The following is a 26,274-nucleotide window of genomic DNA, read 5'->3' on the forward strand; positions in this document are numbered from 1 at the left end:
CGTCATCCCCGCGGAGGCGGGGATCCAGAACCTCTGACGTGGCGTTTCTATCGCCAGACCTGCGCGTCTGGATCCCCGCCTCCGCGGGGATGACGGCTTGAGGTAGCTCAGTCCGGCTTCTTGGCCACGCCGACCAGCGCCGGGCGCAGCAGGCGGTCCTTGATCATCCAGCCCGCCTGCATTTCCTGCACGACGGTGCCCGGCTCGGCATCGCTGGGCATTTCCATCATCGCCTGATGCTTGTTGGGGTCGAGCGGCTGGCCCATCGCCTCGATCTTGGTCAGCCCGTGGCGGCCGAACACGTTCGCCAGCTCGCGCCCGGTCGCTTCCAGCCCCGTCACCAGCCCCTTGAACTTCTCGTCCTCGCGCAACGCCGCCGGGATCGCCGCCAGCGCGCGGTCGAGATTGTCGGCCACCGACAGCACGTCGCGCGCGAAGCCGGTCGCGGCATAGGCGCGCGCGTCGGCGGCGTCCTTTTCGGCGCGACGGCGGACGTTCTGGATGTCGGCCTGCGCGTAGAGCGTTTCCTGCCGCGCGGCGGCGAGCTGTTCCTCCAGCTCCGCGATCCGCGCATTGGCGGCGTCATGTTCCGCGACCTCGGGTGCGGCCTCGGCGGTGGCGTCGCGCAGGTCGTCGCCAGGGTTCCCGGGGGCGTTTGCGTTGTCGGTCATGTCCGTCCTGTTCGTTTACGTCAAAGCGCCGCGCCTCACCCGAGCAACCGGGTGAGCGTCGCGGCCGTGAAATCCACCATGGGCACGACGCGGGCGTAGTTCAACCGCGTCGGCCCGATCACGCCGACCACGCCGACGACGTTGCCGTCCCGGCCCCGGAACGGCTTGGCGATCACCGACGAGCCGCTGAGCGTGAACAGCTTGTTCTCCGCCCCGATGAAGATGCGCGTCGCATCGCCCGCACGCGCCGAATCGAGCAGCGCGGCGACCTCCTGCTTGCCGTCGAGATCGTCGAGCAGCGCGCGCACCCGCTCCAGATCGGCGGCATCGGCATCGTCGAGCAAACGCCCGTGCCCGCGCACGATCAGCACCGGGCGCCGCGCGCCATCCTCGCTCCAGATCGCCAGTCCCCGCTCGACCAATGTCCGCGCGGCGGCGTCGAGCGCCGAGCGGCCCGCCGACAGTTCCCGCTCCAGCCGCGCGCGCGCCTCCGCCAGCGTCAGCCCGGCCAGCGTCGCGGTCATGTAATTCCCCGCCTCGACGAGCGCGCCGGGCGCAACGCCGGGCGGCAGGTCGATGACGCGATTCTCGACCGCGCCGTCCTCGCCCACCAGCACCGCCAGCGCCTGTACCGGCCCCAGCGGCACGAAGCCGATCGAGCGCAGCACCGCCTCGCGCTTGGGCACCATCACCAGCCCGGCGCAGGCCGACAGGCCCGACAAGGCGGCGGTGGTCGCCGCCAGTGCCTCCTCGACCGGGCCGCCGGTGCCGGCACGCGCCTCGATCTGCTTGCGCTCGTCGTCGGTCGGCGCATGCGCCTGCATCATGCCGTCGACGAACAGCCGCAGGCCGCGCTCGGTCGGCATCCGTCCGGCGGAGGTGTGCGGCGCGGTCAGCAGCCCGGCCAGCTCCAGTTGCGCCAGCACGCCGCGGATCGAGGCGGGCGACAGGTTCAGCCCCGCCTGCGCCAGCGTGCGCGAACCGACCGGCTGGCCGCTTTCCAGATAACCGTCGACGACGCGGCGGAAGATGTCGCGCGCGCGGTCGGTGAGTTCGGCGATGGGCGGCGACCGGGTCACGCGCATGGATGTATGCGCGCGCGCCGCCCGGCTCAACCGGGCGACTTCATCTTTCGGAAACAACTGTCCGACAAAAGGGTGGGATGGCGGACGTCTCAACACCTTACGACCTGGACTTTGATCGCGCCGCGCATCTGCTCGTCGTCCGCTGGTACCGGATGTTCTCGCCGGGAGACGTCGAGACATATGGGCAGGAATATACGCGCGGGTTCGTCGCCGCGCAGTTCCGCTCCGGCTACCGGCTGCTGATGGACATGACCCCGTGCGACGCGCAGCCGCAGGAGTCGCTGGCATTGTTCGCGGCGCACATGAAGAAGATCCCGAAGGCGAGCCGGATCGGCGTCGCCGCGACCGCGCCCCTGCTGCGCGGGCAGGTGCGGCGGATCATGACCCAGCCGTACATGCGACTGTTCGAATCACCCGTCGACGCGCGCACCTGGGTAACGGCCTGACCCGCCACCCGATCGAGCGCACGGCGCAAAAAAACACCGTGATATCGCAGCTTAGCCGGCGCGCTTCATCCTTTCGCAACCATTGACCGGCAGGGAAGCTGGTCGATGTACGACATCGTCTTCGAGCGTGAATCCGCGCTGCTCGCCACCCGGTGGCACCGCATCTTCACGCCGGCCGAGGTGGCGGGATATGCCCGCGCGGTGATGCGCGGTTTCCTGGAGGCGCGGTTCCACCCCGGCTATCGCCTGTTGATGGACATGAGCGCGTGCGGGCCGCAGCCGCAGGATACGCTTGCGGCCTTCGCCACGCAGTTCCGCTCGTTTCCGAGGGCCAGCCGCATCGCGGTGGTCACCACCCCCTCGCCCGTCGCCCGCGCGCAGATCCTCCGGCGGATGCCGCAGCCTTATCTCCGGCTGTTCGACACGGCCGCCGAGGCGCGCGCCTGGGTGCTGGCGTAACGCCGTCATGTCCGCGCCGGCGGGGACGATGGCGATCCGGCGGCCCAGCGGAGGCTGGCGCGCCTCCGTCAACCCGGCTAGGGCGGGCACGATCCGTCCTCAAGGAGAGTTGAATGCGCCCCAGCGGCCGCGCCCCCGACCAGATGCGCCCCATCACCATCGAGCCGCGCTTCACGCGCCATGCCGAGGGTTCGGTGCTGATCGGCTTCGGCGATACCAAGGTCCTCGTCACCGCGTCCGTCGAGGAGCGCGTGCCGCCGTTCCTGCGCGGCAAGGGTCAGGGCTGGGTGACGGCCGAATATGGCATGCTTCCGCGCGCCACGCACACGCGCGGCAGCCGCGAGGCCGCCAAGGGCAAGCAATCGGGCCGCACGCAGGAAATCCAGCGGCTGATCGGCCGTTCGCTGCGCGCCGTCACCGACCTGACCGTGCTGGGCGAGCGTCAGATCACGCTGGATTGCGACGTGATCCAGGCCGATGGCGGCACCCGCACCGCCTCGATCTCGGGCGCATGGGTCGCGCTGCGGCTCGCGGTCGACGGGCTGCTGGCGTCGGGCAAGCTGACCGCCGACCCGATCACGCAGAAGATCGCCGCCGTGTCGTGCGGCATCTACAAGGGCGATCCGGTCCTCGACCTCGATTACGACGAGGATTCGAACGCCGACGCCGACGCCAATTTCGTGCTGCTCGAAAACGGCCATATCGCCGAGGCGCAGGCGACCGCCGAGCACGCCACCTATGACGAGGAAGCACTGCTCCGCCTGCTCCGCCTCGCCCGCATCGGCTGCAACGACATCTTCGCCGCGCAGGGACGCGCCGTCGCATGAGCGGAGAGGGCACCGAGCCGCAGGCGATCCGCAAACTGAAGCCCGGCAAGCTGGTGATCGCCAGCCACAATGCCGGCAAGGTGCGCGAAATCGGCGCGCTGCTGGAGGGGTACGGGCTGGAGGTGATCTCCGCCGCCTCGCTCGATCTGCCCGAGCCCGAGGAGACCGGCACCACCTTCGTCATGAACGCCGAGCTGAAGGCGCGCGCGGCGGCGGACCTGTCGGGCCTGCCCGCGCTGGCCGACGACAGCGGGCTATGCGTCGATGCGCTGGGCGGCGATCCGGGCATCTTCTCGGCGCGCTGGGGCGGGCCGGACAAGGACTTCGGCCATGCGATGCGGCTGGTCGAGGACAAATTGGGCGAAACGCCCGATGCGCCGCGCGACGCGCATTTCATCTGCGCGCTGGCGCTGGCCTGGCCCGACGGCCATGTCGAATGGTTCGAGGGGCGCGTCGACGGCACGCTCGTCTGGCCGCCGCGTGGGCTCAAGGGGCATGGCTACGACCCGGTGTTCCAGCCGGTCGGGCTGACCACGACCTTCGGCGAGATGGACGAACCCGCCAAGAACGAGATCAGCCACCGCGGCGACGCGTTCCGGCAGATGGTCGCGGCGGTCTTCTGATCCGGCCCGCCGGGCGGTCGCTCAATAGGCGCGCCGCCCGCGCGTTTCGCCGGGGGCATAGCGACAGACGAGGAAATCCTCGAACTGCCCCTCGGCCAGCGCGCAGCCGACCTCGGTCGTGTCGCGCGACACCATCTGCGCATAATGCGCCGCATCCTGCCAGTGGCCGGTGGTGCTGATCGCCGGGAACGGCCGGTTCCGGAACACCCGCCGCTCGTCGAGCCAGTAATTCGCCATATCGGCATAGGCATAGCTGCCACGCGTACCGGCGAACAGATTCTCGCCCTGCCACGCCGCGCCGCCGGATTGCTCCGCATGGAACATGCGCCCGGTACGCGCGAGCACCTGCGCATGGTGGGCCGCGTCGCCGGCCAGTGCCGGGCTCCAGGACAGCGGCCGCAGCCCCAGCTGCGCGCGGGTGCGGTTGTGCGCGTCGAGCATCGCCGCCTGCAGCAGCGCGATACCGCGTTCCGGCGCCAGTCGGCGCGCGCGCATCTCCAGTCCGGCGGCGGCGGCCGGGGTGCTGACGGCGAAAGCGAGGATCAGGGCGATCGAGCGGCGGAACATCATGATCGCTACGTTGGCGAAACGAACCTGTACCGCATATTACCAATTCGGCCCTTTTGACCCGCATTGGCGATCGAAAGCGGGAATCATGGTTATGGCCATGGCGCGCGCCTGTCCCCATATCGCCACCATCATGGCTTCTCCCGACGATGCGCCGCTGGCGCTCTACATCCACTGGCCGTTCTGCGTCTCCAAATGTCCCTATTGCGACTTCAACAGCCATGTCCGCGCCACGGTGGACGAGGCGGCGTGGCAGCGCGCGCTGCTCGCCGATCTGGCGCATGAGGCGGCACTGCTGCCCGGACGGCGACTCGGGTCGATCTTCTTCGGCGGCGGCACGCCGTCGCTGATGCCGCCCGCCACGGTCGCCGCGCTGATCGAGGCGGCGGTCGCCGCCTGGCCACCGACCGACGATGTGGAGATCACGCTGGAGGCCAATCCGTCGTCGGTGGAGGCGGCGCGCTTCGCCGACATCGCCGCCGCCGGGGTCAATCGCGTCTCGCTGGGATTGCAGGCGCTCGACGACGAAGCGCTGCACTTCCTGGGGCGCGCGCATGACGTGAGCGAGGCGCTGGGCGCGCTCGACGTCGCGCAGGCGCGGTTCGCGCGGGTCAGCATCGACCTGATCTACGCCCGCCCCGGCCAGCCGCTGGCGATGTGGGAGGCGGAACTGGCGCGCGCGCTTTCACTCGGGACCGAGCATCTGTCGCTCTACCAGCTGACGATCGAGCCTGGTACGCGCTTCGCGACCGAAGCGGCGGCGGGGCGGCTGACGATTCCCGATGGCGATGCCGCCGCCGACCTGTTCGAGCTGACGCGTGATCGCACTGCCGCCGCCGGGATCCCGGCCTATGAGATCTCCAACCATGCGCGCGCCGGGGAGGAGAGCCGCCACAACCTCGCTTACTGGCGCTACCGCGATTACGTCGGCATTGGTCCCGGCGCGCACGGCCGCCGCCACCGCCTCGCCAGCTTCCGCCGCCGCAAGCCGGAGAACTGGCTGGCCGCCGTCGCCCGCAACGGACATGGCATCGAAAGCGAGGAGCCGCTCGCCCCGACGACCCGCGCCAGCGAGGCGTTGCTGATGGGGTTGCGGCTGGCGGAGGGCGTCGACCTCGCCGCGATCGCCGCCGACAGCGGCGTGCCGGTTCCGGCGCTGGTCGACGATGCCGCGATCGCCGCGCTGCCGGGGCTGATCGCGCGCGACGGCACGCGGCTGCGCGTCACCGAGGCGGGGATGATCCTGCTCGACGCGATCCTGCCGCGTGTGGTGCGGGCGGAGTGATGTCCCCTCTCCTCTCCGGCAGGGAAGCGGCTTAGTCGCCGAACCCGGTCGGTGCCGGCGAAACCACCGTCGTCTCGCCGCCGCGGATCTCCTGCACCGCCAGCGCGCGCTCGGCGACATTGTCGCGGCCGAAGCGGAACGCGCCGTCGATGCCCGCGAACCCGTCCGGATCCCTCAGCCGCGCTTCGGGGAAGGGCGAACCCGGCCGCCACTCGCGCGCGATGCGCACGACCAGCAGCACCGAGTCGTAGCCCAGGCTCGACAGGCGATAGGGCGCGGCATTGAAGCGCGTGCGGTAATTGCGCGCATATTGACGATAGAGATTGTCGGGGACGCTGGCGAACCACGCCCCGTTCAGCGCCGCCGAGGCGCGCGCGGCGGCATCCGAATTCCACAGCTCGGTGCCGAGGATCTGTGCCGAGGGGCTGGCGCGGCGGACCAGCGGCACCGCCGTCGCCGCGGTCGCGCCGCTGTCGGCGATCAGCACCGCGCCGAACGGCGCGTCCTTCGTCATCCGCTGCACCGCCGCGCCCAGCGCGCCGGGACCGCGATCATAGGTCTGGAGCGACACCACCCGCCCGCCGGCCTGTTCGACCGCGCGCAGGAAGGCGGTGGAGGCACGGCTACCATACAGCGCATTGGGCACCAGCCCGCCGAAATTGTCGATCCCGCGCCCGCGCGCATAGGCCACGACGCGCTCGATCGCCTGCGCCGGGGCATAACCCAGCACATAGGCGCCGTTGCCCGCCACGCCGGTATCGTTGGAGAAGGACAGTACCGGCACCTTCGCCGCCCGCGCGATCGGCGCGACGGCGCGGACGTCCTCGGCCAGCAGCGGCCCGAGGATCAGCTGCGCGCCCTCGCGAATCGCGCGCGCCGCCGCCGCGCCCGCGCCGGTGGCGGTGTCGTAGCTGGTGATGCGGACCTGCTGGTTGCGGGTGTCGAGCAGCGCGAGTTGCGTGGCATTGGCCAGGCTGCGTCCCACCCCGGCGTTGCTGCCGGTCAGCGGCACCAGCAGCGCGACGCGGTTGCGCTGCGCATCCTGCGCCAGCCCGGTCACGACCTCCGGCTGGGTGGTGCGCGGCGGCGGCGGAGCCTGCGTGGTCGGCGCGGTCTGCACCGGACCGCGCGGCACCACCGTCGAACACGCCGCGAGCAACAGCGCGCCCGCGACGGTGATCGCCCGCGATAATGCGCTCGACCATTGCGAACGCCCGATCGCCTCTGCCATGACAACTCCCGTGAACCCTTTGACCCCCGGCCTGTACATCGTCGCCACCCCGATCGGCAATCTCGGCGATCTGTCCCCGCGCGCGGCAGAAATCCTGTCCGCAGCGGATGTTATCGCCGTGGAGGATACGCGCGTGACCGCCGGATTGCTCCGCCACATCGGCACGAAGCGCCCGATGACCCCCTATCACGACCATAATGCCGAACAGGTCCGCCCCGGACTGGTCGCGCGGATGGGCAGCGAGGTAGTGGCGCTGGTGTCCGACGCGGGCACGCCGCTGATCTCCGACCCCGGCTTCAAGCTGGTGCGCGATGCGCGCGCGGCGGGGCATCAGGTGGTGACGATCCCCGGGCCGTGCGCGGCGATCGCGGCGCTGACGCTGGCGGGGTTGCCGACCGACCGCTTCTTCTTCCTGGGCTTCCTGCCCGCCAAGGAACAGGCGCGCGCCACCGCCATTGCCGAGGTCGCCGCCGTCCGCGCGACCCTGGTCATCTACGAATCGGGGCCGCGCCTGTCGGCATGCCTGTCGGCGCTCGCCACCGGCCTCGGCGACCGCGAGGCGGCGGTCACGCGCGAGATCACCAAGAAGTTCGAGGAAGCCGTGACCGGCACGCTCTCGACGCTCGCGGCACGTTATGACGACGCGCCGCCCAGGGGCGAGATCGTGATCGTCGTCGCGCCGCCCGAACCGCCCGCCCCGGCCAGCGCCGAGGATGGCGAGGCCGCGCTGGTCGAGGCGCTGACCCGCCTGCCCGCGTCGAAGGCGGCGGGCGAGGTCGCGAAGGCGCTGGGGCTGGACCGCAAGGCGCTCTACGCCCGCGCGCTGGAGCTAAAGGTCGGCAATTAAGCAGGATCGCCGTTGCCGCACGTCTGGCAGGTCGGTAGCACTTTCCCGCCCCCCCCCCTGTCGCTTCGCGGAGCCGTCATGAAGAAATTGCTGATCCTGTCGTGCCTGCTGCTGCCCGTCGCCGCCGACGCGCAGCCCCATAAGTGGGAGCGGATCTTCGACGGCCGCACGCTCGACGGCTGGACGCCCAAGATCACCGGCCGCGCGGTGGGGGAGGATCCGCTGCACACCTTCGTGGTGAAGGACCGCGCGATCGCGGTCAGCTACGATCATTACGCCGCGTTCGACGGCGCGTTCGGGCATCTGTTCTACAAGACGCCGTTCAAAAGCTATCGCCTGCGTTTCGACTATCGCATGACGGGGCCGTCGATGTCGGGGATCGAACGCTGGCAGAACCGCAATTCCGGGCTGATGCTCCATGCGCAGGCGCCCGCGACGATGACCCGCGACCAGCAGTTCCCGGTCAGTCTGGAGTTCCAGCTGCTCGCCGTGCCCCGCCCGGATCGCGAACCGTCCGGCAATCTCTGCACGCCCGGCACCACGGTCGAATTCGATGGCACGCGCCCGACGCAGCATTGCATCACCGGCACCGGCCCGCTGGTGCCGCTGGGCAAATGGGCGCATGTCGAACTGGAGGTGCTGCCCAACGGCACGATCACGCACATGATCGATGGCCGGCGGGCGATCCGCTACCGCGACGCGCGGCTCGCCCCCGACGACAAGGACGCGCAGCCGCTGATCGCGGCGGCGGGCGGATCGCTGCAGCTTCGGCAGGGCTATATCGCGCTCCAGAGCGAGGGGCAGCCGACCGAGTTCCGCAATATCGAGGTGCAGCGGATCGACTGATCTGCGCTGCTTGCGGAGCGCCGCGTCCCTGCCTACACCCGCCGGCAATACCAATTGGATACCGGAGAATGGGATGACGCGACGCACGGGCCGGACCCTCGCCCTCCTGCTGGCGACGCTCGCCGTCACGCCCGCCGGCGCCGATCCCGCGACGCTGCCCGCGATCTTCCCGACCCCGGTCGAGATGGCACTGCGCGGCGCCGATACGATCGCGCTCGGCCGCTCGGTGGTGCTGGTCGCCGCGCCCGGCACCCAGCCGGAGACGCTGGCGCTGGTCGAGCGCGGGCTGCGCGACGCCGGGGTCCGGACGATCGCCGCCGCGCGGGCCCTTTCGCCCAGCGCCGATCGCGCGCAGATCGTCCTCGGCACCGGCGACACCGCGCCGGTCCGCGCCGCGCTGGCCCGCGCCGGCACCACGATCGACGACGCGCGCGAAGGCTATACGATCGCCACCGACGCGGACGGGGCGGGGGTGGTCATACTGGCCGGGCGCGATGCCGACGGGCTGTTCCATGCCGCGCAGACCTTCCGCCAGCTCGCGCGCACCGGCCCGATCCCGGCGCTGCTGATCCGCGACCATCCCGCGATGCCGATCCGCGGCACGATCGAGGGCTTCTACGGCAAGCCGTGGACGATGGCGGACCGCACCAAGCACCTCGATTTCCTCGCCACCGTCAAGGCGAACACCTATGTCTACAGCCCCAAGGACGATCCCCATGCGCGCGACCGCTGGCGGGAGCCTTATCCCGCCGCGACGCTGAGCGCGCTGGGCGCGCTGGTCGCCACCGCGCGGCGCGATCACGTCGATTTCGTCTATGCGATCTCGCCGGGGCCGACCGTCTGCTTCTCCGATCCCGCCGACGCCCAGGCGCTGGAGCGCAAGTTCGACGCGCTGCGCGGGATCGGCGTGCGCAGCTTCTACGTCGCGCTCGACGATATCGAGTACAAGAAATGGAATTGCGATCGCGACGCCGCCGCCTTCGGTCCCTCCGGCGCTGAGGCGGCCGGCGTCGCGCAGGCGAAGCTGCTCAACGTCGTGCAAGCCGACCTGCTGGCGAAGGACGCCGCGTCGCGCCCGCTGATCATGGTCCCCACCGAATATTATGACGCGAAAGAATCGCCCTACAAGGCGGCGCTGCGCCAGCACCTCGACCCGCGCATCGTCGTGCAATGGACCGGCACCGACGTCGTTCCGCCCGCCATCGCCATCTCCGATGCGAAGGCCGCGACCAAGGCGTTCGGGCGCAAGACGCTGCTCTGGGACAATTATCCGGTCAACGATTATGCGCAGACCACCGGCCGGCTGCTGATGGCCCCGTATACGCGGCGCGAGGCCGGGCTGTCGGGCGAATTGAGCGGCATCCTGTCCAACCCGATGAACCAGGAAGCGCCCAGCCGCGTCGCGGTGACCGGCGTGCTGGCGTTCGCCTGGAACGACAGGGGCTATGACGCCGACCGCACGTGGCGCTTCGCCGCGCGCGAACTGGCGGGCGGCGACCCACACGCGACCGATGCGCTGCTCACCTTCTTCGACACGCAGCATCTGGCCCCGACCTTCGGCAGCCAGCCGTGGCAGGAACAGGCGCCCCGGCTCAAGGCGTTGCTCGACCGTGTCCGCGAGACACTGGCCGATAGCACGCCCGATCGGCGCCGCGCCGCGCTGGCGGAACTGGCGCGTAGCGCCGACGAGCTGACCGACGCCTCCGATGCGATCCGCGCTGGAGTGGCCGACCCGGCCTTCGCGGAACAGACGCGCCCGTGGCTGGAGGCGCTGCAGCTTTGGGGACGCGCGCTGCGCCAGACCGCCGCCGGCCTGTCCGCCGCCGACACCGGCAGCCGCGCCGCCACGCGCTACTTCGCCGAGGCGAAGCGGCTGGCGGCGGAAGCGGCGGCGGTCCGGACGATCGCCGGCGCGACCCGCTTCGACGGTCCGGTCCGGATCGCGGACGGCGTGCTCGACCGCTTCGTGACCGATGCGCCGGGGCTGATCGCCATCCCCGCACCAAAATAGCATTGCGAGTCGTTAGCAATATCATTAGAGGCCGCTTCAACAAGGAAGGGGCCTCTATATGTTTGCCGATCTCGCACTTGCCGGACTGCTGCTCGCCGGGGCCGCCGCCGCTCCCGCCGCCGCACCTGCCGACGCCGACACCGCGGATGCCAACGGTCCTGCCGACGACATTCTGGTGCAGGGCCGCCGCGACGAGGCGGTCGCGGCGACCAAGACCGCGACCCCGCTGATCGAGGTGCCGCAGCCGATCACCGTCGTCACCGACGACGTGTTCCTGGCGCAGGGCGCGATCAACATCTCCGACACGGTGCGCTATACGGCCGGGGTCAATTCCGACTCCTTCGGCCGCGACAGCCGCGCCGACAGTTTCAAGATCCGCGGTCTGGACGCGCTGCAGTTCCGCGACGGGATGCGCGACGTCTTCAGCTATTGGGCGACGATCCCGTCCGACCCGTATAATTTCTCACGTGTGGAGGTGGTGCGCGGCCCCGCCTCGGTCCTGTTCGGGCAGGGATCGCTGGGCGGCCTGGTCAACGTCGTCTCCAAGACGCCGCTGCTCGAAAACAGCGCGGACATCGCGCTGGTCGCCGGCAGCTTCGATCGCAAGGAAGTGCTGGCCGATCTGAACGGCGTGGTCGGCGGCAATCTGGGCGTCCGGCTGGTGGCGCGCGCCCGCGATGCGGACACGTACATCGCGCACACGCCCGACGATCGCGTGATGCTGGCGCCCTCGCTCACCTGGCGGCCGGGCGCGCGTACCGAGATCACGCTGCTCGGCCTGTATCAACGGGACCATGGCGGCTCGACCACCAATTTCCTGCCGGTGATCGGCACCTTCATCGACAACCCCGGCAATCCGCCGCTCGATCGCTACCTGTTCGTCGGCAAGCCCGGCTGGGATCGGTACGACGGGCGGCTGTTGCAGGGCGGCGGATCGCTGACGCAGCGGTTCGGCGACGACGTGACGCTCAGCCTGAAGGCACGCTACATCGACAGCACGCTGCAATATAACACCCATTATCCCGACAGTTACTCCAATCCGCGTGATCCCTACACGCCTGGCGGCAACGGGCGGCGGATCGGGCTGTACGCTTACGGGCTGGATGGCCGGATGAACGTCTTTTCGACCGACAACAATCTGCGCGTCCGCTTCAACACGGGTGCGGCGGTCGAACATGTCTTGCTCGCCGGTATCGACTACAGCTGGAACGCGGTGAAGAAGCGGCAGGCCGTCGGCTATCAGGAGGTGGACCTCTACGACCTCGATCGCGATGCCATCCTGACCCCGAACCCCGGCGGCGCGCGCGGGCGGGAGGCGCAGCGGCAGCTCGGCATCTATGCGCAGGACCAGATCCGTTTCTGGGACCGGGTCTCGGTGGTGCTGGGTGCGCGCCGCGACCGCGTGACGACCTCCGGCACGCCGCGTCGCGTCGATACCGCCACCACCTTCCGCGCCGGGATCATCGGCGAGATCGGCGCGGGCGTCTCGCCGTTCTTCAGCTACACCGAAAGCTTCCTGCCGATCGCGGGCACCACCACCGCCGGGGCGCCGTTCCGTCCCCAGATGGGGCACCAGTTCGAAACCGGCGTCAAGTGGCAGCCCGATCACGCGACGCTGGTCACGCTGACCGGCTTCCGCATCAAGGACACCAACCGCCCGATCCCGGATCCCGCCAACCCCCTTGGGCAGATCCAGGCCGGCGAGGTCACCAGCCAGGGTGTCGAGCTGGAGGCGACGCGCACCCTGCCCGGCGATTACGACCTGTCGCTGTCCTACGGCTTCAACGACGTATCGGGCGGCGGGCTGACCGACTTCACGGCACGGCATATCGCCTCGGCCTGGGCCGCCAAGACCTTCACGCAGGGCTCGACCGCGCTGCGACTGGGCGCGGGCGTCCGCTATCTGGGGCGGCAGGTGTCGAGCAACGCGGTCTGGACGCTCGTGACGCCCGGGCGCGCCATGGCCGACGCGCTGGTCGAGGTGACCGAGGGTCGCTGGCGCGCGACGCTCAACGCCACCAACCTGTTCGACAAGCGCACCTATGCCAGCTGCCTGGCGCGCGGCGACTGCTTCATGACCGCGCCGCGCAACGTCATGGCCTCGATCGGCTATCACTTCTGATCTTCATGGTCGCGCGGCGGCGGCGCGGTGCCGTCCGGAGCGATCGGCGCTGTCCTACAGCGCCGGTTCGCGGCTATGCTCGTCACGTCATGCCGCTCTCTTCGCCCTTCTTCCTCCGTCGCGATCGCTCCGCATCCGCGCGGAGAGGGTTCGAAGCGCGACGTGGTGTGAACTTTGTGAACTTCCGCGCGCCCGTCGCGGTCGCTCCGCCGCAGCGTCGCGTCGCGTGACGCGCCCTCCCCGCCCGACGACCACCACCGCCCGTCGCACCGCCGAGGAAGCCGGGCGGCGCGGCGAGCGGATCGCGGCATGGTGGCTGCGGCTGAAGGGCTGGAGCATCCTCGACCGCCGCGTCCGCACCCCCGCCGGCGAGGTCGACCTGATCGCGCGGCGCGGCGGCTTGATCGCCTTCGTCGAGGTGAAGGCGCGCCGCAGCGCCGCCGAGCTGGACCACGCCATCGACCAGCGCCGCCTCGCGCGCGTCGCCGCCGCCGCCGAGCTGCTGATGCCGCGCTATGCCACCAACGGCGAGGATATCCGCATCGACGTGCTGCTGCTCGCACCGGCCACGCGCCCCCGCCATATCGAGAATGCGTGGATCGGCTACTGACAGCCGTACGCGCGGAGCCTACATCCCCGGTCATGACCCAGCCGCTCACCGTCGCCGTCCAGATGGACCCGCTCGACCAGATCAACGTCGCGGGCGATTCCACCTTCGCACTGATGCTCGCCGCGCAGGCGCGCGGGCACACGTTGTTCCACTATGACGCGACCGCGCTCAACTGGTCCGACGGCCGGCTGTGGGCCAAGGCGCATCCGGTGACGGTGCAGCGGGTCGCGGGGGATCATTTCCGCTTCGGCGACCCCGTGGCGCTGGATCTGGGCGTGGACGCGGACGTGGTGCTGATGCGGCAGGACCCGCCGTTCGACCTCGGCTATATCACCGCCACGCACCTGCTGGAGCGCGTCGCCGACCGGACGCTGATCGTCAACGATCCCGCCAGCGTCCGCAACGCGCCCGAAAAGGTCTTCGTGCTCGACTATGCGCGCTTCATGCCGCCGACGCTGGTGACGCGCTCGCTCGACGAGGCGCGCGCCTTCCTGAAGCAGCATGGCGAGATCGTCGTGAAGCCGCTGCACGGCAACGGCGGGAAGGCGATCTTCCACGTCCGCAACAGCGGCGAGAACCTGTCCGCGCTGATGGAGGTGTTCAACCAGACGTGGCGCGAGCCGCATATGGTGCAGGCGTTCCTGCCCGATGTGGCGAAGGGCGACAAGCGCATCGTGCTGGTCGACGGCGAGGTCGCGGGCGCGATCAACCGGCTGCCGGGCGAGGGCGAGATCCGCTCCAACCTGGCGGTCGGCGGCTCGGCGCAGAAGACCGAACTGACCCCGCGCGAGCGCGAGATCTGCGCGGTGCTCGGCCCGGAGCTGAAGCGGCGCGGGCTGATCTTCGTCGGCATCGACGTGATCGGCGGCGAATGGCTGACGGAGATCAACGTGACCTCGCCGACCGGCATCGTCGCGATCGAGAAGTTCGACGGCACCGATGTCGCGGGGATGATCTGGGACGCGATCGACAAGCGCCTCAAGGAACGCGCGCGCTGACCGGGCCGTTGCCGCCCGCGTGACCGACTTCATCATCCACTGGATCGTCGCGGGCGGCTATCTCGGCATCTTCCTGCTGATGGCGCTCGAGAATATCGTCCCGCCGATCCCGTCCGAGGTCATCATGGGGCTGGGCGGGATCGCGGTGGCACGCGGGCAGATGGACATCGTGCCCTTGCTGCTGTGGGGCACGGCGGGGACGACCGCGGGCAACGTCTTCTGGTACGTGATCGGGCGGCGGCTGGGCTATGCGCGCTTCCGCCCGTTCGTGGAGCGGCACGGCCGCTGGCTGACGATGGAGTGGGAGGATGTCGAGCGGGTCCGCACCTTCTTCCACCGCCACGGCGGCTGGGTGATCTTCGTGTTCCGCTTCATGCCGACGTTCCGCACCATGATCTCGCTGCCCGCCGGCATGGCCGGGATGCCGCTCGCGCGGTTCCTGGCGATGACCTTCCTGGGCAGCATCATCTGGAACGGCGTGCTGGCCGGGGCGGGCTATTATCTCGGCAGCCGCTTCGCGGAGCTGGATCGGTACGTCGGGCCGGTCGGCGTGGCGATGACGGTGCTCGCGCTCGGCTGGTACGGCTGGCGGGTCGCGACGTGGAAGCCGCGCCATTGAGGTCAGCCGCGCGGATGCGCCGCCCGATAGACGTCCAGCAGATGCGCCGCATCCACGCCGGTATAGACCTGCGTCGAACTCAGGCTGGCGTGCCCCAGCAGCTCCTGCAACGCGCGCAGGTCCGCCCCACGCCCCAGCAGGTGCGTCGCGAAACTGTGGCGCAGCGCGTGCGGCGTCGTCCGGTCCGACAGCCCCAGCCGCGCCCGCGCCGCCCGCACCCGTGCCCGCACGATCCCGCCGTCCAGCGTGCCCCCGCGCACGCCCCGGAACAGCGCCGCGTCCGGCGTCAGCGGCCACGGCACCCGCGCCGCATAGTCCTCGATCGCGGCGCGCACCGGGGGCAGCAGCGGCACGATCCGCGTCCGGTCGCGCTTGCCCGTCACCCGCAGCGTCTCGCCCAGCGGCAACACCGCGCCGGTCAGCCCCAGCGCCTCGCCGATCCGCAGACCGGCCCCGTACAGCAGCAGCAGCACCGCCCAGTCGCGCGCCGCCACCCATGGCTCGTCGCTCTCCTCCGCGACATCGCTGGCCAGCCCGACCGCCTCGTCCGGAGAGATCGGGCGCGGCACGCCCTTCTTGACGCGCGGCCCCTTCAATCGTGGTGCCGCCCCGATGCCGCCCGCCCAGTCCAGGAATCCGCGCACCGCCGACAATTCGCGCGCCGCCGAGGCGTTCGACAGCCCGCTGCCGCGCCGCTGCGCCAGATAGGCACGCAAGTCCGGCGCCGTGACCCGGGCCAGACCGGCCCGGTCGATCCGCTCGCCCCAATGCAGGGTCAGGAAAGCGACCAGCCGCTCGGCCGTGGCCCGATAGGCACGCACCGTATGTTCCGACCGGCGACGATCACGCGCCAGGTGGATGGACCATTGCAACGACAGCGGGACCGGATTTTCGCTCACCTCGTCGCATGTCGCGCCATCGCCTGATCGTGGCAAACCAAAATTAAGAAACTTCCTGCTAGCCGTTAGTCATGAACGGACCGCCCCTGGCCCTGTCGCCCCATGTGGAGGCGCAACGTCTCGCGGCGTTGCAGGCGCTGCACCTTGTCGATAGCGCGCCGGAGCGGGAGTTCGATGCGCTGGTCGCGCTTGCCGCGGAACTGCTCGGCTGCCCGACCGCGCTTCTCAACCTCGTCGATCGCGACCGGGTGTGGGTGAAGGCGCGGACCTCGCCCGGGCCGGCGGAACTGCCGCGCGACATCACCTTCTGCGCCCGGACCGTCATCGACGACCGGCTGACCGTGATCGACGACACGCTCGACGACGACCGCTATCATGACACGCCGCTGGTCTGCGATGCGGGGGTCCGCTTCTATGCCGGTGCGCCGCTGCACGTCGCCGATAGCGAGGGCGTGCGCCACGCCGTTGGTACGTTGTGCGTGGTCGATTCGACCCCGCATCAGCCCGCCCCGCGCGAACTGGCGGGGCTGGCGCAGCTCGCGACGCTGGCCGAGGCGTTGCTGGACGCGCGCCGCACTGCGCTGAAGGCCATCCATATCGCGACCAGCGGCGAGGAACTGGTGACGCGGCTGGCGCGGCAGGACCGTATCTTCAGCCAGGCCGAACAGATCGCCGCGATCGGATCGTGGCGCTATTCGGTCGATGACGGAATGCTGGAATGGTCCGACAACGTCTATCGCATCCATGGCCTGCCGATCGGTGAAATGCCGGCGCTGGCCGACGCGCTGAATTTCTATCCCGAAGCCATGCGCCCCGTCGTGCAGGCGCAACTGGCCGCCGGGCTGGCGGACGGAACGCCGATGTCGATCGAAAGCGATTTCGTCACCGCCGATGGCCGGTTGCGGCGGGTGCGCGCGCAGGCCGATCCGGAATATGTCGACGGGCGGATCGTCGCGATGGTCGGCATCTTCCAGGACATCACCGAGCGCTATGCACTGGAACAGCAGCTGCGCCGCTCCGCCGACACCGATGCGCTGACCGGCATCGCCAATCGCGCGGCGTTCGATCGCGAGCTGGAGGCGGCGATGGCGCGCGCGCGCCTGCTCGGCACCACGCTGCACCTCGCCCTGATCGATCTCGACGGGTTCAAGGCGATCAACGACACGCTGGGTCATGATGCGGGCGACGACGTGCTGCGCGCGACCGGCACGGCGCTGCGGGAACCTTGGCTGCGTGGCTGTATCGCGGCGCGGATCGGCGGCGACGAATTCGCGCTGATCGTCGAGGACCGGACGCTCGCCGCCGATATTCCCGGGCTGTGTGAGCGGATCGAATCGGCGCTGCGTGTGCCGGTCGAGGCGGGCGGGATGACGATGACCAGCGCCGGATCGGTCGGGATCGCCGCATTCGATGCGGATTGCCACTCGCTGCGCGATTTCGCACGCCGCGCCGACATGATCCTCTATGCCGCCAAGCGCGCGCGGATCGGCACGCGGGAGATGCGCCGGGTGGCGTAAGCGTCCGCCGCGCCCGCGCTTCCCTCCGACTCGAACACGCCCCATATGGCGCGGACGATGTCCTCCCGCGCGCGCGTCCTCGTCCTGAACTCGGCTCTGGGGCCGCTCGATTACCGCGTGCCGCACGGCATGACGGTCGAGCCCGGCTCGGTCGTCGTCGCACCGCTGGGCCCACGGCAGTTGCTCGGCGTCGCGTGGGAGGCCGAACGGATGCCGTCGGATGCCGAGGTCGGCGACAATCGGCTGCGCAACCTGCTGGCGGTCGCCGATGTGCCGCCGCTGCGCGCGCCGCTGCGGCGGCTGATCGAATGGACCGCCGATTACTATCTGGCGCCGCCCGCCGCCGTGGTGCGGATGGCGCTGTCCTCGACCGCCGCGCTGGAGGGCGGGCGCAGCGTCGTCGAATACCGCGCGACCGGCACGGTCCCCGATCGGCTGACCGCGCAACGCGAACAGGCGCTGGAGCGGATCGGCGACCGACAGGGGCTGATCCGCGAACTCGCGCAGATCGCCGACGTCAGCGATGCGGTGATCCGGGGATTGGTGAAGGTCGGCGCGATCGAGGGGGTCGCGGTCGACATCGACAGCCCCTATCCGGTTCCCGATCCCGACCACGCGCCGCCGACGCTGTCAGACGATCAGCGCGCCGCCGCCGCCACCTTGGTCGCGGACGTGGACGCCGCCGCCTTCCGCCCGACCCTGCTCGACGGCGTCACCGGATCGGGCAAGACCGAGGTCTATTTCGAGGCGGTCGCCGCCGCGATCCGCGCGGGCAAACAGGTGCTGGTGCTCCTCCCCGAGATCGCGCTGACCGAGCCGTTCCTGAAGCGCTTCCACGATCGCTTCGGCTGCGAGCCGGTGGCATGGCATTCCGGCCTGCGCGCGACGCAGCGCCGCCGCGCCTGGCGCGCGATCGCCGGCGGCGAGGCGCGGGTGACGGTCGGTGCGCGCTCGGCCTTGTTCCTTCCCTATGCGAATCTGGGGCTGATCGTGGTCGACGAGGCGCACGAGACGAGCTTCAAGCAGGAGGACGGCGTCCATTATCACGCCCGCGACGTCGCGGTGATGCGCGGACTGTTCGAGGGCTGCCCGGTGATCCTCGCCAGTGCCACCCCCGCGATCGAGACGCGGCATCAGGTCGCGCTGGGCAAGTACGCCGAAGTGAAGCTGCCCGGCCGCTTCGGTGTCGCGCAGATGCCGACGATCGAGGCGATCGACCTGATCGCCGAACCGCCCGAGCATGGCCGCTGGATCAGCCCCCGTCTGGTGAAGGCGATGGAGGAGGCACTGGCGCGGCGGGAACAGTCGCTGCTGTTCCTCAACCGGCGCGGCTATGCCCCGCTGACACTGTGCCGCACGTGCGGGCATCGTTTCCAATGTCCCAATTGCACCGCCTGGATGGTCGAGCATCGCCTGACGCGGCGGCTGGCCTGCCACCATTGCGGACATATCGAGCCGGTGCCGCGCCTCTGCCCCGAATGCCAGAACGAGGATACGCTGGTCGCGTGCGGCCCCGGTGTCGAGCGGATCGCCGACGAGGTCGCGGCGCTCTTCCCGGAGGCGCGCACCGCCGTCGTCACCTCCGACACGATCTGGAGCCCCGCCAAGGCCGCCGAATTCGTCGCGCGGATGGAGGCGGGCGACATCGACATCGTCGTCGGCACGCAATTGGTGACCAAGGGCTATCACTTCCCGAACCTGACATTGGTCGGGGTGATCGACGCCGACCTGGGTCTCGACGGGGGCGACCTGCGCGCGGCGGAGCGGACCTTCCAGCAGATCCGGCAGGTGTCGGGGCGGGCCGGGCGCGGGGCCAAGCCCGGCCATGTCTTCATCCAGACGCACAGTCCCAAGGCGCAGGTGATGCAGGCGCTGGTGACGGGCGATGCCGATGCCTTCTACGCCGCCGAGACCGAGGCGCGCGAGGAGGCCGGCGCGCCGCCGTTCGGCCGCTATGCCGCGATCATCGTGTCGAGCGAGGAACAGGGTGCCGCGCACGACACCGCGCGCGCGATCGGCCGCGCCGCGCCGCGCGTCGACGGCATGGAAGTCTATGGCCCCGCGCCCGCGCCGCTGGCGATGCTGCGCGGGCGACACCGCTTCCGGTTGCTGGTCCATGCACGCCGCGCGCTCGACGTACAGGACGTGATCCGCGACTGGCTGGGCACGGTGGAATGGCCCGCCAAGGTGCGCGTCGCGGTGGACGTCGATCCCTACAGCTTCCTGTAGAGGGACTATCGCCATGGTCACCCGGGCACGGGCCGGGGTCCACCTGCCCGCATCATCCCGGGTTACGGCTCTTGCGGCACCCTGGACCGCGGTATGCGCCGCGCCTTCCCCCTTTACCCGCCGACCCGCACCCACAAGGCGGTGGCGTCGTCGCTGGCCTTGAAGCGCGGAAAGCGCAGGCACGCCGCATCGTCACGCTCGATCGCGCGCATTTCCATGCCCAGCACCGCCAGCCCGTCGCGTCGCATCACCGCGAACAGCCCCACCGCGTCATAGGCCGCATAGGCATCGACCAGCGCCGCCATGCCATCGCTCATCAGCAGCAGTTCGTCGCCGACCGCGACGTCGAAGCGCGCGGTATCGACCGCCGCCGCGCTCGCCGCCGCATCGACGCCCAGCACGCGCCGCCCCGGCCGCGCCCGTGCGGTGCGCCGGTCCGCCAGCACCGCCGGCGTCCGCAGCTTGTTCGCCCCGACCCCGGGCCCCAGCGCCGCCGCCTGCGCGCTTTCGCGGGCGCGATCGGGCGCGGGCGTGCACCACGACGCCGTCTCCCCGCGCGCGCGCAGGACCGCACAATCGGCGGCCCACGCCACCTCCAGCACGTCCCCGACCAGCTGCACCGCCGCGAAGGCGGCGGACGGCACTTCCCACGCCCCCTCCGGCGCGCGCCGCCGCTCCGCCGCATAGCGCGCCGCGACGGCGGCGAAGACCTGCGCGCAGGTACCGTGCAGATCGTCCGCGCGCGCGCCGGCAAAGGCCGCATCGGCGGCCGCCGACAGCCACGCCGCCCCGCCCTGCGCGCCGAGCAATCCCGGCGGCGACAGATCGGTGGCGCCGTCGACCACCCAGGCGTGGCGCGCGCCGGCACCCGCACGGTCGTCATTGGGCGTGGCGGTATCGCCGCACAGGCTGAGCGACTGGATCAGGTCGAGGTGCATGCCCCGCCCCTAGCACCTCAGTCGGCGAACAGCAGCACCGGCGTTTCGAGATACTTCCTGAGCGCCTGCACGTAGCTCGCCGCGTCCCAGCCGTCGACGACGCGATGGTCGCAACTGATCGACAGGTTCATCAGCTTGGCGCGGACAATGTCGTCTCCCTTGAACACCGGACGCTCGACGATCTTGTTCGGCCCGATGATCGCCACTTCCGGGCGGTTGATGACCGGGGTGGTGGCGATGCCGCCGAGAGGCCCTAGCGACGTGACGGTGATCGTGCCGCCGCCCAGTTCCTGCGGGGTCAGCTTGCCCGCGCGCGCCGCGTTCGCCAGCCGCCCGATCTCGGTGGCGAGTTGCCAGACGTTGCGGTCCTGCGCGTCGCGGATGACGGGCACGGTCAGCCCGGCGTCGGTCTGCGCCGCCATGCCGACATGGACGCGGCCCGAGCGCGTCACCACGCCCGCGTCGTCGTCATAGCGCGCGTTGAGCATCGGGAAGTCAGGCAAGGTCCGGCACATCGCGACGATCAGCAGCGGCAGCATCGTCAGCTTGGGGCGCTCGCCACGGTTCGCGTTCAGGTCCGCGCGCATGTCCTCCAGCGCGGTGACGTCGATCTCGTCGACATAGGTGAAGTGCGGGATGTTGCGCTTCGACGCGGCCATGTTCTCGGCGATGCGGCGCCGCATGCCGATGACGCGCACCTGCTCGTCGTCGCGGGTGCGGCTGGCGTGGGGGGCGTGATAGCCCTGCCCGGCGTTGTAGCGGAGATAGGCATCGAGATCGGCGTGGCGGATACGCTCGCCCTCGGGCACGCGGATCGCCGAGAGATCGACGTTCAGGTCCTTCGCGCGGGCGCGGACCGCGGGGGAGGCGAGAACCGGGGTGTGGGTGGCCACAACTGCCCCCCTCCCTGGAAGGGAGGGGTTGGGGGTGGGTTCGGCCTTCGAGGGCGCGTTGTGGGGCTCGGACTGGGACTGTGCGTCACGCTGGGGATTTGCGTGTTGAGACACATCACCCACCCCCATCATGGGGTCATGACCGACCGCATGATCCTCCCTTTCAGGGAGGGGAGCGGCTTCCTCGACGCCCGGGTTCTCCGCCTCAAGCGTGGCGAGCTCGGTGGCCGGGGCAGCGACGTCGCGCTCCCCCCCCATTTCCCCCTCACCCTCGGTCTCAATCACTACCAGCGGCGCGCCGATCGACACCTGATCGCCGACCTGCCCAGCGATCTCGACCACGACGCCCGCGACCGGCGATTCCATCTCCACGGTCGCCTTGTCGGTCATCATGTCGGCGAGGCTCTGGTCCTCCTCGACACGGTCGCCGACGGCGACGTGCCATGCGACGATCTCCGCCTCGGAAATGCCCTCGCCGATGTCCGGCAGCTTGAAGGTGAAACGCGCCATCTGCCTTAGTCCTTCAGGATTTTCTTGAGCGCCTGGCCGATCCGCACCGGTCCCGGGAAATAGGCCCATTCCAGGCTGTGCGGGTACGGCGTGTCGAAGCCGGTGACGCGCTCGACCGGGGCCTCCAGGTGATAGAAGCACCGCTCCTGTACCAGCGCCGCCAGTTCCGCGCCGAACCCGGCGGTACGCGTCGCCTCGTGGACGATCATGCAGCGCCCGGTCTTCTTCACGCTGGCCTCGATCGCCTCGATGTCGAGCGGCACGAGCGTGCGCAGGTCGACGATCTCGGCATCCACGCCGGTGTCGGCCACGACCTGCGCGCAGACATGCACCATCGTGCCATAGGCGAGCATCGTCACCGCCTCGCCCTCCCGCACGACGTTCGCCTTGCCCAGCGGGATCTTGTAATAGCCAGTGGGCACCTCGCCGCCGGGATGCTTCGACCAGTTTTCCGCCGGCCGGTCCCAATGGCCGTTGAACGGGCCGTTGTAGATGCGCTTGGGCTCGAAGAAGATGACCGGATCGTTGTCCTCGATCGCGGCGATCAGCAGCCCCTTGGCGTCATAGGGGGTAGAGGGGATGACGGTCTTCACGCCCGAAACGTGGGTGAAGATGCCCTCCGGGGACTGCGAGTGCGTCTGTCCGCCGAAGATCCCGCCCCCGAACGGCGAGCGCACCGTCAGCGGCGCGGTGAACTCCCCGCCCGAACGGTAGCGCAGACGCGCCGCCTCGCTGACCAGCTGGTCGAGCGCCGGGTAGATGTAATCGGCGAACTGGATTTCGGGGACCGGGCGAAGGCCATAGGCGCCCATGCCGACCGCGACGCCGATGATCCCGCATTCGGTGATCGGCGTGTCGAAGACGCGGGTCTTGCCGTATTTCTTCTGCAGGCCGGCGGTGGCGCGGAAGACGCCGCCGAAATAGCCGACGTCCTCGCCCATGACGACGATCGACGGATCGCGCGCCATCGTCACGTCCATCGCGGAATTGATCGCCTGGATCATGTTCATGCGGGTGGTGGTGTCCGCGTCGTGTTCAGTTACGTCGGTCATTTCAGAACCCGTCACCCCGGCGAAGGCCGGGGTCCATTGCGCCGGCAGCGCAGGTGGAGAGATGGATCCCGGCCTTCGCCGGGATGACGACATCGCGGGGCGGCACCGTCACTTGCGCGCCCACGGGCGGCCGCTGGCGGTTTCCTCGTCGATCATCATCTGCCGCTGCTCGCGCAGATGCCACGGCATTTCCTCGAACACCCCGTCGAACAAGGTGTCGAGCGGCTGGTGCAGGCCGTGGCCGAGGATGCCGTTCTTCTCCGCCGCCTTCTGCGCGCTCTTCACCTCTTCGGCGACCTCGCGGTCCATCGCCTCCTGCCGGGCGTCGTCCCACTCGCCGATCGTGACCAGATGGTCCTTCAGCCGGCGGATCGGATCGCCGAGCGGCCACGCGGTCGGTTCCCCCGCCGAGCGATATTGCGTCGGGTCGTCGGAGGTCGAATGCCCCTCGGTCCGGTACGTGAAATGCTCGATCAGCGTCGGCCCGGCGTTGGTGCGCGCGCGCTCGGCGGCCCAGGCGGTCGCGGCATAGACCGCCAGCGCGTCGTTGCCGTCGACGCGCAGCCCCGCGATCCCGTAGCCGACCGCGCGCGCGGCGAAGGTGGTCGCCTCCGCACCCGCGAAGCCGGAGAAGCTCGAAATCGCCCATTGGTTGTTGACGACGTTGAAGATCACCGGCGCGCGATAGACCGTGGCGAAGGTCAGCGCGGAGTGGAAGTCGCCCTCGGCGGTCGAGCCTTCGCCGCACCAGGTCGCCGCGATCCGCGTATCGCCCTTCGACGCCGAGGCCATCGCCCAGCCGACCGCCTGCGGATATTGCGTGGTCAGATTGCCCGAGATCGAGAAGAAGCCGAAGCGCTTTTCCGAATACATGATCGGCAGCTGCTTGCCCTGCAGCTTGTCGCCGGTGTTCGAATAGATCTGGTTCATCATGTCGACCATCGGGCAACCGCGCGCGATCAACAGCCCCTGCTGGCGATAGGAGGGGAAGCACATGTCCTCGGCATCCAGCGCGTGCGCGGCGGCGACCGCGACCGCCTCCTCGCCCAGGCATTTCATGTAGAAGCTGGTCTTGCCCTGCCGCTGCGCGCGGAACATCCGTTCGTCGAAGGCGCGGACGGTCGCCATGTGGCGCAGCATGCGGCGCAGCGTGTCGGGCGACAGGCGCGGATTCCACGGGCCGACCGCCTGGTTCTGCTCGTCGAGGACGCGCACCATCGTATAGGCCAGCTCGGTGAAGGTGTTCGCTGGCTCGGCGGTGTCGGGGCGGCGCGCGGAACCGGCCGGGGGCACGTCGACATCGGCGAAATCGACCGCGTCGCCGGGCCGGAACTTGGGTTCGGGGACGTGCAGGGAAAGCGGCGGCAGGTTGCCGCGCGGTCGCACGTTGCCGGGTTCGTCGCCCACGTCTCACTCTCCGTCCTGCGCCGCCGTTCACGCAGCGCCGTTTCAGCCGCTTGTAATTATGTTTCAAGCGGCGGAAAAGCGTTTTTCGCAGGATCGATGCTGGCGATACCATTTTCCGGGGCGTATCAGGGGATTGACTCCTGCCGGCCAAAGAGAACAAATTAGGAACGATAATCCCATCGCGGAGTCGTCCCTGTCGTGTCCGAGTCGAGCGTCCTCCAATCCCTGCGCGACACGCTCCGCGCCATCGAAGGTGACGGCCATCGCCGCCGCCCGGTGCTGCCGTTCGGCATCGCGCCGCTCGACGACCGACTGGCGAACGGGGGCCTGCGGCTCGACGCGCTGCACGAGGTGGCGGCGGCGACACCCTCGCCGGGCGACGATGCCAGCGCGACCCTGTTCATCGCCGGGATCGCGGCGCGGGCATGGGGACCGGTGCTGTGGGTGGTGCGGCGGCGCGACCTGTTCGCGCCCGGCCTCTACCAGTCGGGCCTCGCGCCCGAGCGGGTGCTGTATGCCGAGGCGGCCGACGATGCCGAGGTGCTGGCATTGATGGAGGAGGGCCTGCGGCATCGCGGGCTGGGCGCGGTGATCGGCGAGACGTGCCGCGCGGCGATGGCCTCGACGCGGCGGCTGCAACTGGCGGCGGAAGGCGGGCGGACGATCGCGCTGCTGATGAAGCGGCACGCTCGCGAGGGCGCCGATCCACTCGCGGTGCCGTCCGCCGCCGTCACTCGCTGGCGCGTCGCCTCCGCCCCGTCCGCGCCCTTGCCGGTGGCGGGCGTGGGCCGCGCGCGCTGGGACGTGTGCGTTGCGCGTCAGCGGGGCGGCGAGGCTTTTCAGACGATCGTGGAGGCATGCGATGAAACGGGTCGCCTCGCTCTACCTGCCCGACTGGTCGATCGACCGGCTGCGGCGGGCCGAGCCAGCGCTCGCGCCGCCGCCTGAGCGGCGCGTCGCGCTCGATCTCGCCGCGATCAAGGCGGCGAGCGATGCCGAACAGGGCGGCAAGGCCTGCGACGCGCCGCGCAACACCGGCTGGCGGCCGGGCGCGCGCTGGGCGCGGGAGGAGGTCGCGGGCGCGGCGGGCTCGCGCGCGGAGGTGCTGCGGCAGGTCGCCGCTTTGCCGCCGCACCAGCGCCCGCCGATGCGCGAGATGGGACGGCGCAGCGAGGCGGCGTCGCATCCGTACAAATACCTGCCCGGCGATGACGGCGGCAAGGCGAGCGGCTGGCCGGAACCGGGCGGGGCGGTTGGTGCGCGTGAGGTGTCGCGACGGGTTCTAGATACGGCGGCCACTATTTTGAACGGGTGCCCCCTTCTCACTGTCACCCCGGCGGAGGCCGGGGTCCAGTTGGGAGACGTTACCGGCTTACAGCGATCCTTCCGCCACTGGACCCCGGCCTCCGCCGGGGTGGACGGTAATGGGGGAGGCGTCACCCTTCACCCGCAACCGACGGGAAGTGCCACCTCATCCCTGGTGGGCTCCGCAAACTCGACGACAACGCAAGCGGCAACATGGCCCCCGGATCAGGTCCGGGGTGACGATGCGGCAGCGGGTGCCGCCACACGCTGGCGGCAC

The 26,274-nt window shown here is 70.2% G+C and carries 24 protein-coding genes and 1 pseudogene; 16 read left to right on the forward strand and 9 right to left on the reverse strand.

Annotated elements, in window-relative coordinates; translation table 11 throughout:
* Positions 1–107: 107 nt before the first annotated feature.
* Both grpE and hrcA read right to left on the reverse strand, forming a co-directional pair.
* Positions 108–671 carry a nucleotide exchange factor GrpE gene (gene grpE / locus NS334_RS07490; RefSeq protein WP_058755355.1) on the reverse strand — a complete coding sequence of 188 codons (564 nt, stop codon included), beginning with the start codon at positions 669–671 and terminating at the stop codon, positions 108–110.
* Between the two features lie 35 nt (positions 672–706).
* On the reverse strand, positions 707–1,750 hold the full coding sequence (gene hrcA, locus NS334_RS07495) for a heat-inducible transcriptional repressor HrcA (protein ID WP_241491852.1): 1,044 nt from the start codon (positions 1,748–1,750) through the stop codon (positions 707–709).
* An 83-nt stretch (positions 1,751–1,833) separates the two neighbouring features.
* On the opposite strand from hrcA, the gene NS334_RS07500 reads away from it, so the two are divergent.
* From NS334_RS07500 to rdgB, 4 genes are all read left to right on the forward strand, one after another.
* Entirely contained in the window at positions 1,834–2,202 is a 369-nt protein-coding gene (locus NS334_RS07500; protein ID WP_058755357.1) for a hypothetical protein, read from the forward strand.
* Between the two features lie 105 nt (positions 2,203–2,307).
* Positions 2,308–2,661, forward strand: a complete 354-nt coding sequence (locus NS334_RS07505) for an STAS/SEC14 domain-containing protein (protein ID WP_058755358.1) — start codon at positions 2,308–2,310, stop codon at positions 2,659–2,661.
* A gap of 113 nt (positions 2,662–2,774) precedes the next feature.
* The gene (gene rph, locus NS334_RS07510; RefSeq protein WP_058755359.1) at positions 2,775–3,488 is read left to right on the forward strand and encodes a ribonuclease PH; all 714 of its coding nucleotides are present in this window, start codon (positions 2,775–2,777) and stop codon (positions 3,486–3,488) included.
* Complete coding sequence (gene rdgB / locus NS334_RS07515; protein WP_058755360.1) at positions 3,485–4,111, forward strand: RdgB/HAM1 family non-canonical purine NTP pyrophosphatase; 627 nt, start codon at positions 3,485–3,487, stop codon at positions 4,109–4,111. The genes rph and rdgB overlap by 4 nt, the downstream gene beginning before the upstream one ends.
* A gap of 21 nt (positions 4,112–4,132) precedes the next feature.
* On the opposite strand, the gene NS334_RS07520 is transcribed toward rdgB, so the two are convergent.
* Positions 4,133–4,681, reverse strand: coding sequence for a CAP domain-containing protein (locus NS334_RS07520; RefSeq protein ID WP_058755361.1), 549 nt, complete (start codon positions 4,679–4,681; stop codon positions 4,133–4,135).
* A gap of 130 nt (positions 4,682–4,811) precedes the next feature.
* On the opposite strand from NS334_RS07520, the gene hemW reads away from it, so the two are divergent.
* Positions 4,812–5,963 (forward strand): radical SAM family heme chaperone HemW, encoded by a 1,152-nt coding sequence (gene hemW / locus NS334_RS07525; RefSeq protein WP_083500322.1) that lies wholly within the window; start codon positions 4,812–4,814, stop codon positions 5,961–5,963.
* 31 nt (positions 5,964–5,994) lie between these two features.
* Here the strand turns inward: hemW and NS334_RS07530 are convergent, their stop codons facing one another.
* Positions 5,995–7,194, reverse strand: a complete 1,200-nt coding sequence (locus NS334_RS07530; protein ID WP_058755362.1) for a penicillin-binding protein activator — start codon at positions 7,192–7,194, stop codon at positions 5,995–5,997.
* Here NS334_RS07530 and rsmI point away from each other — a divergent pair.
* The 7 genes from rsmI to NS334_RS07565 all read left to right on the forward strand — a co-directional run bounded on the left by rsmI (position 7,193) and on the right by NS334_RS07565 (position 15,247).
* A complete protein-coding gene (rsmI, locus tag NS334_RS07535; protein WP_058755363.1) occupies positions 7,193–8,041 on the forward strand; it encodes a 16S rRNA (cytidine(1402)-2'-O)-methyltransferase in 849 nt (282 codons plus the stop codon). The two genes, NS334_RS07530 and rsmI, sit on opposite strands and share 2 nt — an antisense overlap.
* Before the next feature lie 78 nt (positions 8,042–8,119).
* Positions 8,120–8,887 (forward strand): 3-keto-disaccharide hydrolase, encoded by a 768-nt coding sequence (locus tag NS334_RS07540; RefSeq protein ID WP_058755364.1) that lies wholly within the window; start codon positions 8,120–8,122, stop codon positions 8,885–8,887.
* Positions 8,888–8,960: 73 nt separating this feature from the next.
* Complete coding sequence (locus NS334_RS07545; protein ID WP_058755365.1) at positions 8,961–10,898, forward strand: beta-N-acetylhexosaminidase family protein; 1,938 nt, start codon at positions 8,961–8,963, stop codon at positions 10,896–10,898.
* Between the two features lie 58 nt (positions 10,899–10,956).
* Positions 10,957–13,020: a TonB-dependent siderophore receptor gene (locus tag NS334_RS07550; protein ID WP_058755366.1), complete on the forward strand. Its 2,064-nt coding sequence runs from the start codon at positions 10,957–10,959 to the stop codon at positions 13,018–13,020.
* A 226-nt stretch (positions 13,021–13,246) separates the two neighbouring features.
* On the forward strand, positions 13,247–13,630 hold the full coding sequence (locus tag NS334_RS07555; protein ID WP_058755367.1) for a YraN family protein: 384 nt from the start codon (positions 13,247–13,249) through the stop codon (positions 13,628–13,630).
* A 32-nt stretch (positions 13,631–13,662) separates the two neighbouring features.
* Positions 13,663–14,628, forward strand: coding sequence for a glutathione synthase (gene gshB, locus NS334_RS07560; protein WP_058755368.1), 966 nt, complete (start codon positions 13,663–13,665; stop codon positions 14,626–14,628).
* A gap of 19 nt (positions 14,629–14,647) precedes the next feature.
* A complete protein-coding gene (locus tag NS334_RS07565; protein WP_058755369.1) occupies positions 14,648–15,247 on the forward strand; it encodes a DedA family protein in 600 nt (199 codons plus the stop codon).
* Between the two features lie 2 nt (positions 15,248–15,249).
* On the opposite strand, the gene NS334_RS07570 is transcribed toward NS334_RS07565, so the two are convergent.
* Complete coding sequence (locus tag NS334_RS07570) at positions 15,250–16,146, reverse strand: tyrosine recombinase XerC (RefSeq protein ID WP_241491853.1); 897 nt, start codon at positions 16,144–16,146, stop codon at positions 15,250–15,252.
* Between the two features lie 71 nt (positions 16,147–16,217).
* On the opposite strand from NS334_RS07570, the gene NS334_RS07575 reads away from it, so the two are divergent.
* Together NS334_RS07575 and NS334_RS07580 are read left to right on the forward strand one after the other, a co-directional pair.
* Complete coding sequence (locus NS334_RS07575; RefSeq protein ID WP_058755370.1) at positions 16,218–17,663, forward strand: diguanylate cyclase domain-containing protein; 1,446 nt, start codon at positions 16,218–16,220, stop codon at positions 17,661–17,663.
* Between the two features lie 57 nt (positions 17,664–17,720).
* The gene (locus NS334_RS07580) at positions 17,721–19,892 is read left to right on the forward strand and encodes a primosomal protein N' (protein ID WP_058755376.1); all 2,172 of its coding nucleotides are present in this window, start codon (positions 17,721–17,723) and stop codon (positions 19,890–19,892) included.
* A gap of 113 nt (positions 19,893–20,005) precedes the next feature.
* Here NS334_RS07580 and NS334_RS07585 read toward each other — a convergent pair whose 3' ends face one another.
* The 4 genes from NS334_RS07585 to NS334_RS07600 all read right to left on the reverse strand — a co-directional run bounded on the left by NS334_RS07585 (position 20,006) and on the right by NS334_RS07600 (position 24,692).
* Positions 20,006–20,830 carry a hypothetical protein gene (locus NS334_RS07585; RefSeq protein ID WP_058755371.1) on the reverse strand — a complete coding sequence of 275 codons (825 nt, stop codon included), beginning with the start codon at positions 20,828–20,830 and terminating at the stop codon, positions 20,006–20,008.
* Positions 20,831–20,847: 17 nt separating this feature from the next.
* Positions 20,848–22,233, reverse strand: coding sequence for a dihydrolipoamide acetyltransferase family protein (locus NS334_RS07590; protein ID WP_058755372.1), 1,386 nt, complete (start codon positions 22,231–22,233; stop codon positions 20,848–20,850).
* Positions 22,234–22,238: 5 nt separating this feature from the next.
* Positions 22,239–23,243: an alpha-ketoacid dehydrogenase subunit beta gene (locus NS334_RS07595; protein ID WP_058755377.1), complete on the reverse strand. Its 1,005-nt coding sequence runs from the start codon at positions 23,241–23,243 to the stop codon at positions 22,239–22,241.
* Positions 23,244–23,393: 150 nt separating this feature from the next.
* A complete protein-coding gene (locus NS334_RS07600; protein WP_193753026.1) occupies positions 23,394–24,692 on the reverse strand; it encodes a 3-methyl-2-oxobutanoate dehydrogenase (2-methylpropanoyl-transferring) subunit alpha in 1,299 nt (432 codons plus the stop codon).
* 198 nt (positions 24,693–24,890) lie between these two features.
* Here NS334_RS07600 and NS334_RS07605 point away from each other — a divergent pair, with 198 nt between their 5' ends.
* Both NS334_RS07605 and NS334_RS18150 read left to right on the forward strand, forming a co-directional pair.
* Positions 24,891–25,640, forward strand: coding sequence for an ImuA family protein (locus tag NS334_RS07605; protein WP_058755373.1), 750 nt, complete (start codon positions 24,891–24,893; stop codon positions 25,638–25,640).
* A pseudogene (locus NS334_RS18150) lies at positions 25,555–26,274 on the forward strand (hypothetical protein); the annotation flags it as partial. The gene NS334_RS07605 and the pseudogene NS334_RS18150, both read left to right, overlap by 86 nt.

This window comes from Sphingomonas endophytica (assembly GCF_001476895.1).
Taxonomy (GTDB): Bacteria; Pseudomonadota; Alphaproteobacteria; order Sphingomonadales; family Sphingomonadaceae; genus Sphingomonas; species Sphingomonas endophytica_A.

Coding starts and splice junctions, on each gene's coding strand:
- NS334_RS07585 (WP_058755371.1), bottom strand. CDS start 20,830: ATGCACCTCGACCTGATCCAGTCGCTCAGCCTGTGCGGCGATACCGCC.
- NS334_RS07500 (WP_058755357.1), top strand. CDS start 1,834: ATGGCGGACGTCTCAACACCTTACGACCTGGACTTTGATCGCGCCGCG.
- NS334_RS07505 (WP_058755358.1), top strand. CDS start 2,308: ATGTACGACATCGTCTTCGAGCGTGAATCCGCGCTGCTCGCCACCCGG.
- hemW (WP_083500322.1), top strand. CDS start 4,812: ATGGCTTCTCCCGACGATGCGCCGCTGGCGCTCTACATCCACTGGCCG.
- grpE (WP_058755355.1), bottom strand. CDS start 671: ATGACCGACAACGCAAACGCCCCCGGGAACCCTGGCGACGACCTGCGC.
- NS334_RS07520 (WP_058755361.1), bottom strand. CDS start 4,681: ATGATGTTCCGCCGCTCGATCGCCCTGATCCTCGCTTTCGCCGTCAGC.
- rsmI (WP_058755363.1), top strand. CDS start 7,193: ATGACAACTCCCGTGAACCCTTTGACCCCCGGCCTGTACATCGTCGCC.
- rph (WP_058755359.1), top strand. CDS start 2,775: ATGCGCCCCAGCGGCCGCGCCCCCGACCAGATGCGCCCCATCACCATC.
- NS334_RS07530 (WP_058755362.1), bottom strand. CDS start 7,194: ATGGCAGAGGCGATCGGGCGTTCGCAATGGTCGAGCGCATTATCGCGG.
- rdgB (WP_058755360.1), top strand. CDS start 3,485: ATGAGCGGAGAGGGCACCGAGCCGCAGGCGATCCGCAAACTGAAGCCC.
- NS334_RS07575 (WP_058755370.1), top strand. CDS start 16,218: ATGAACGGACCGCCCCTGGCCCTGTCGCCCCATGTGGAGGCGCAACGT.
- NS334_RS07580 (WP_058755376.1), top strand. CDS start 17,721: ATGTCCTCCCGCGCGCGCGTCCTCGTCCTGAACTCGGCTCTGGGGCCG.
- NS334_RS07590 (WP_058755372.1), bottom strand. CDS start 22,233: ATGGCGCGTTTCACCTTCAAGCTGCCGGACATCGGCGAGGGCATTTCC.
- NS334_RS07550 (WP_058755366.1), top strand. CDS start 10,957: ATGTTTGCCGATCTCGCACTTGCCGGACTGCTGCTCGCCGGGGCCGCC.
- NS334_RS07540 (WP_058755364.1), top strand. CDS start 8,120: ATGAAGAAATTGCTGATCCTGTCGTGCCTGCTGCTGCCCGTCGCCGCC.
- NS334_RS07545 (WP_058755365.1), top strand. CDS start 8,961: ATGACGCGACGCACGGGCCGGACCCTCGCCCTCCTGCTGGCGACGCTC.
- NS334_RS07595 (WP_058755377.1), bottom strand. CDS start 23,243: ATGAACATGATCCAGGCGATCAATTCCGCGATGGACGTGACGATGGCG.
- gshB (WP_058755368.1), top strand. CDS start 13,663: ATGACCCAGCCGCTCACCGTCGCCGTCCAGATGGACCCGCTCGACCAG.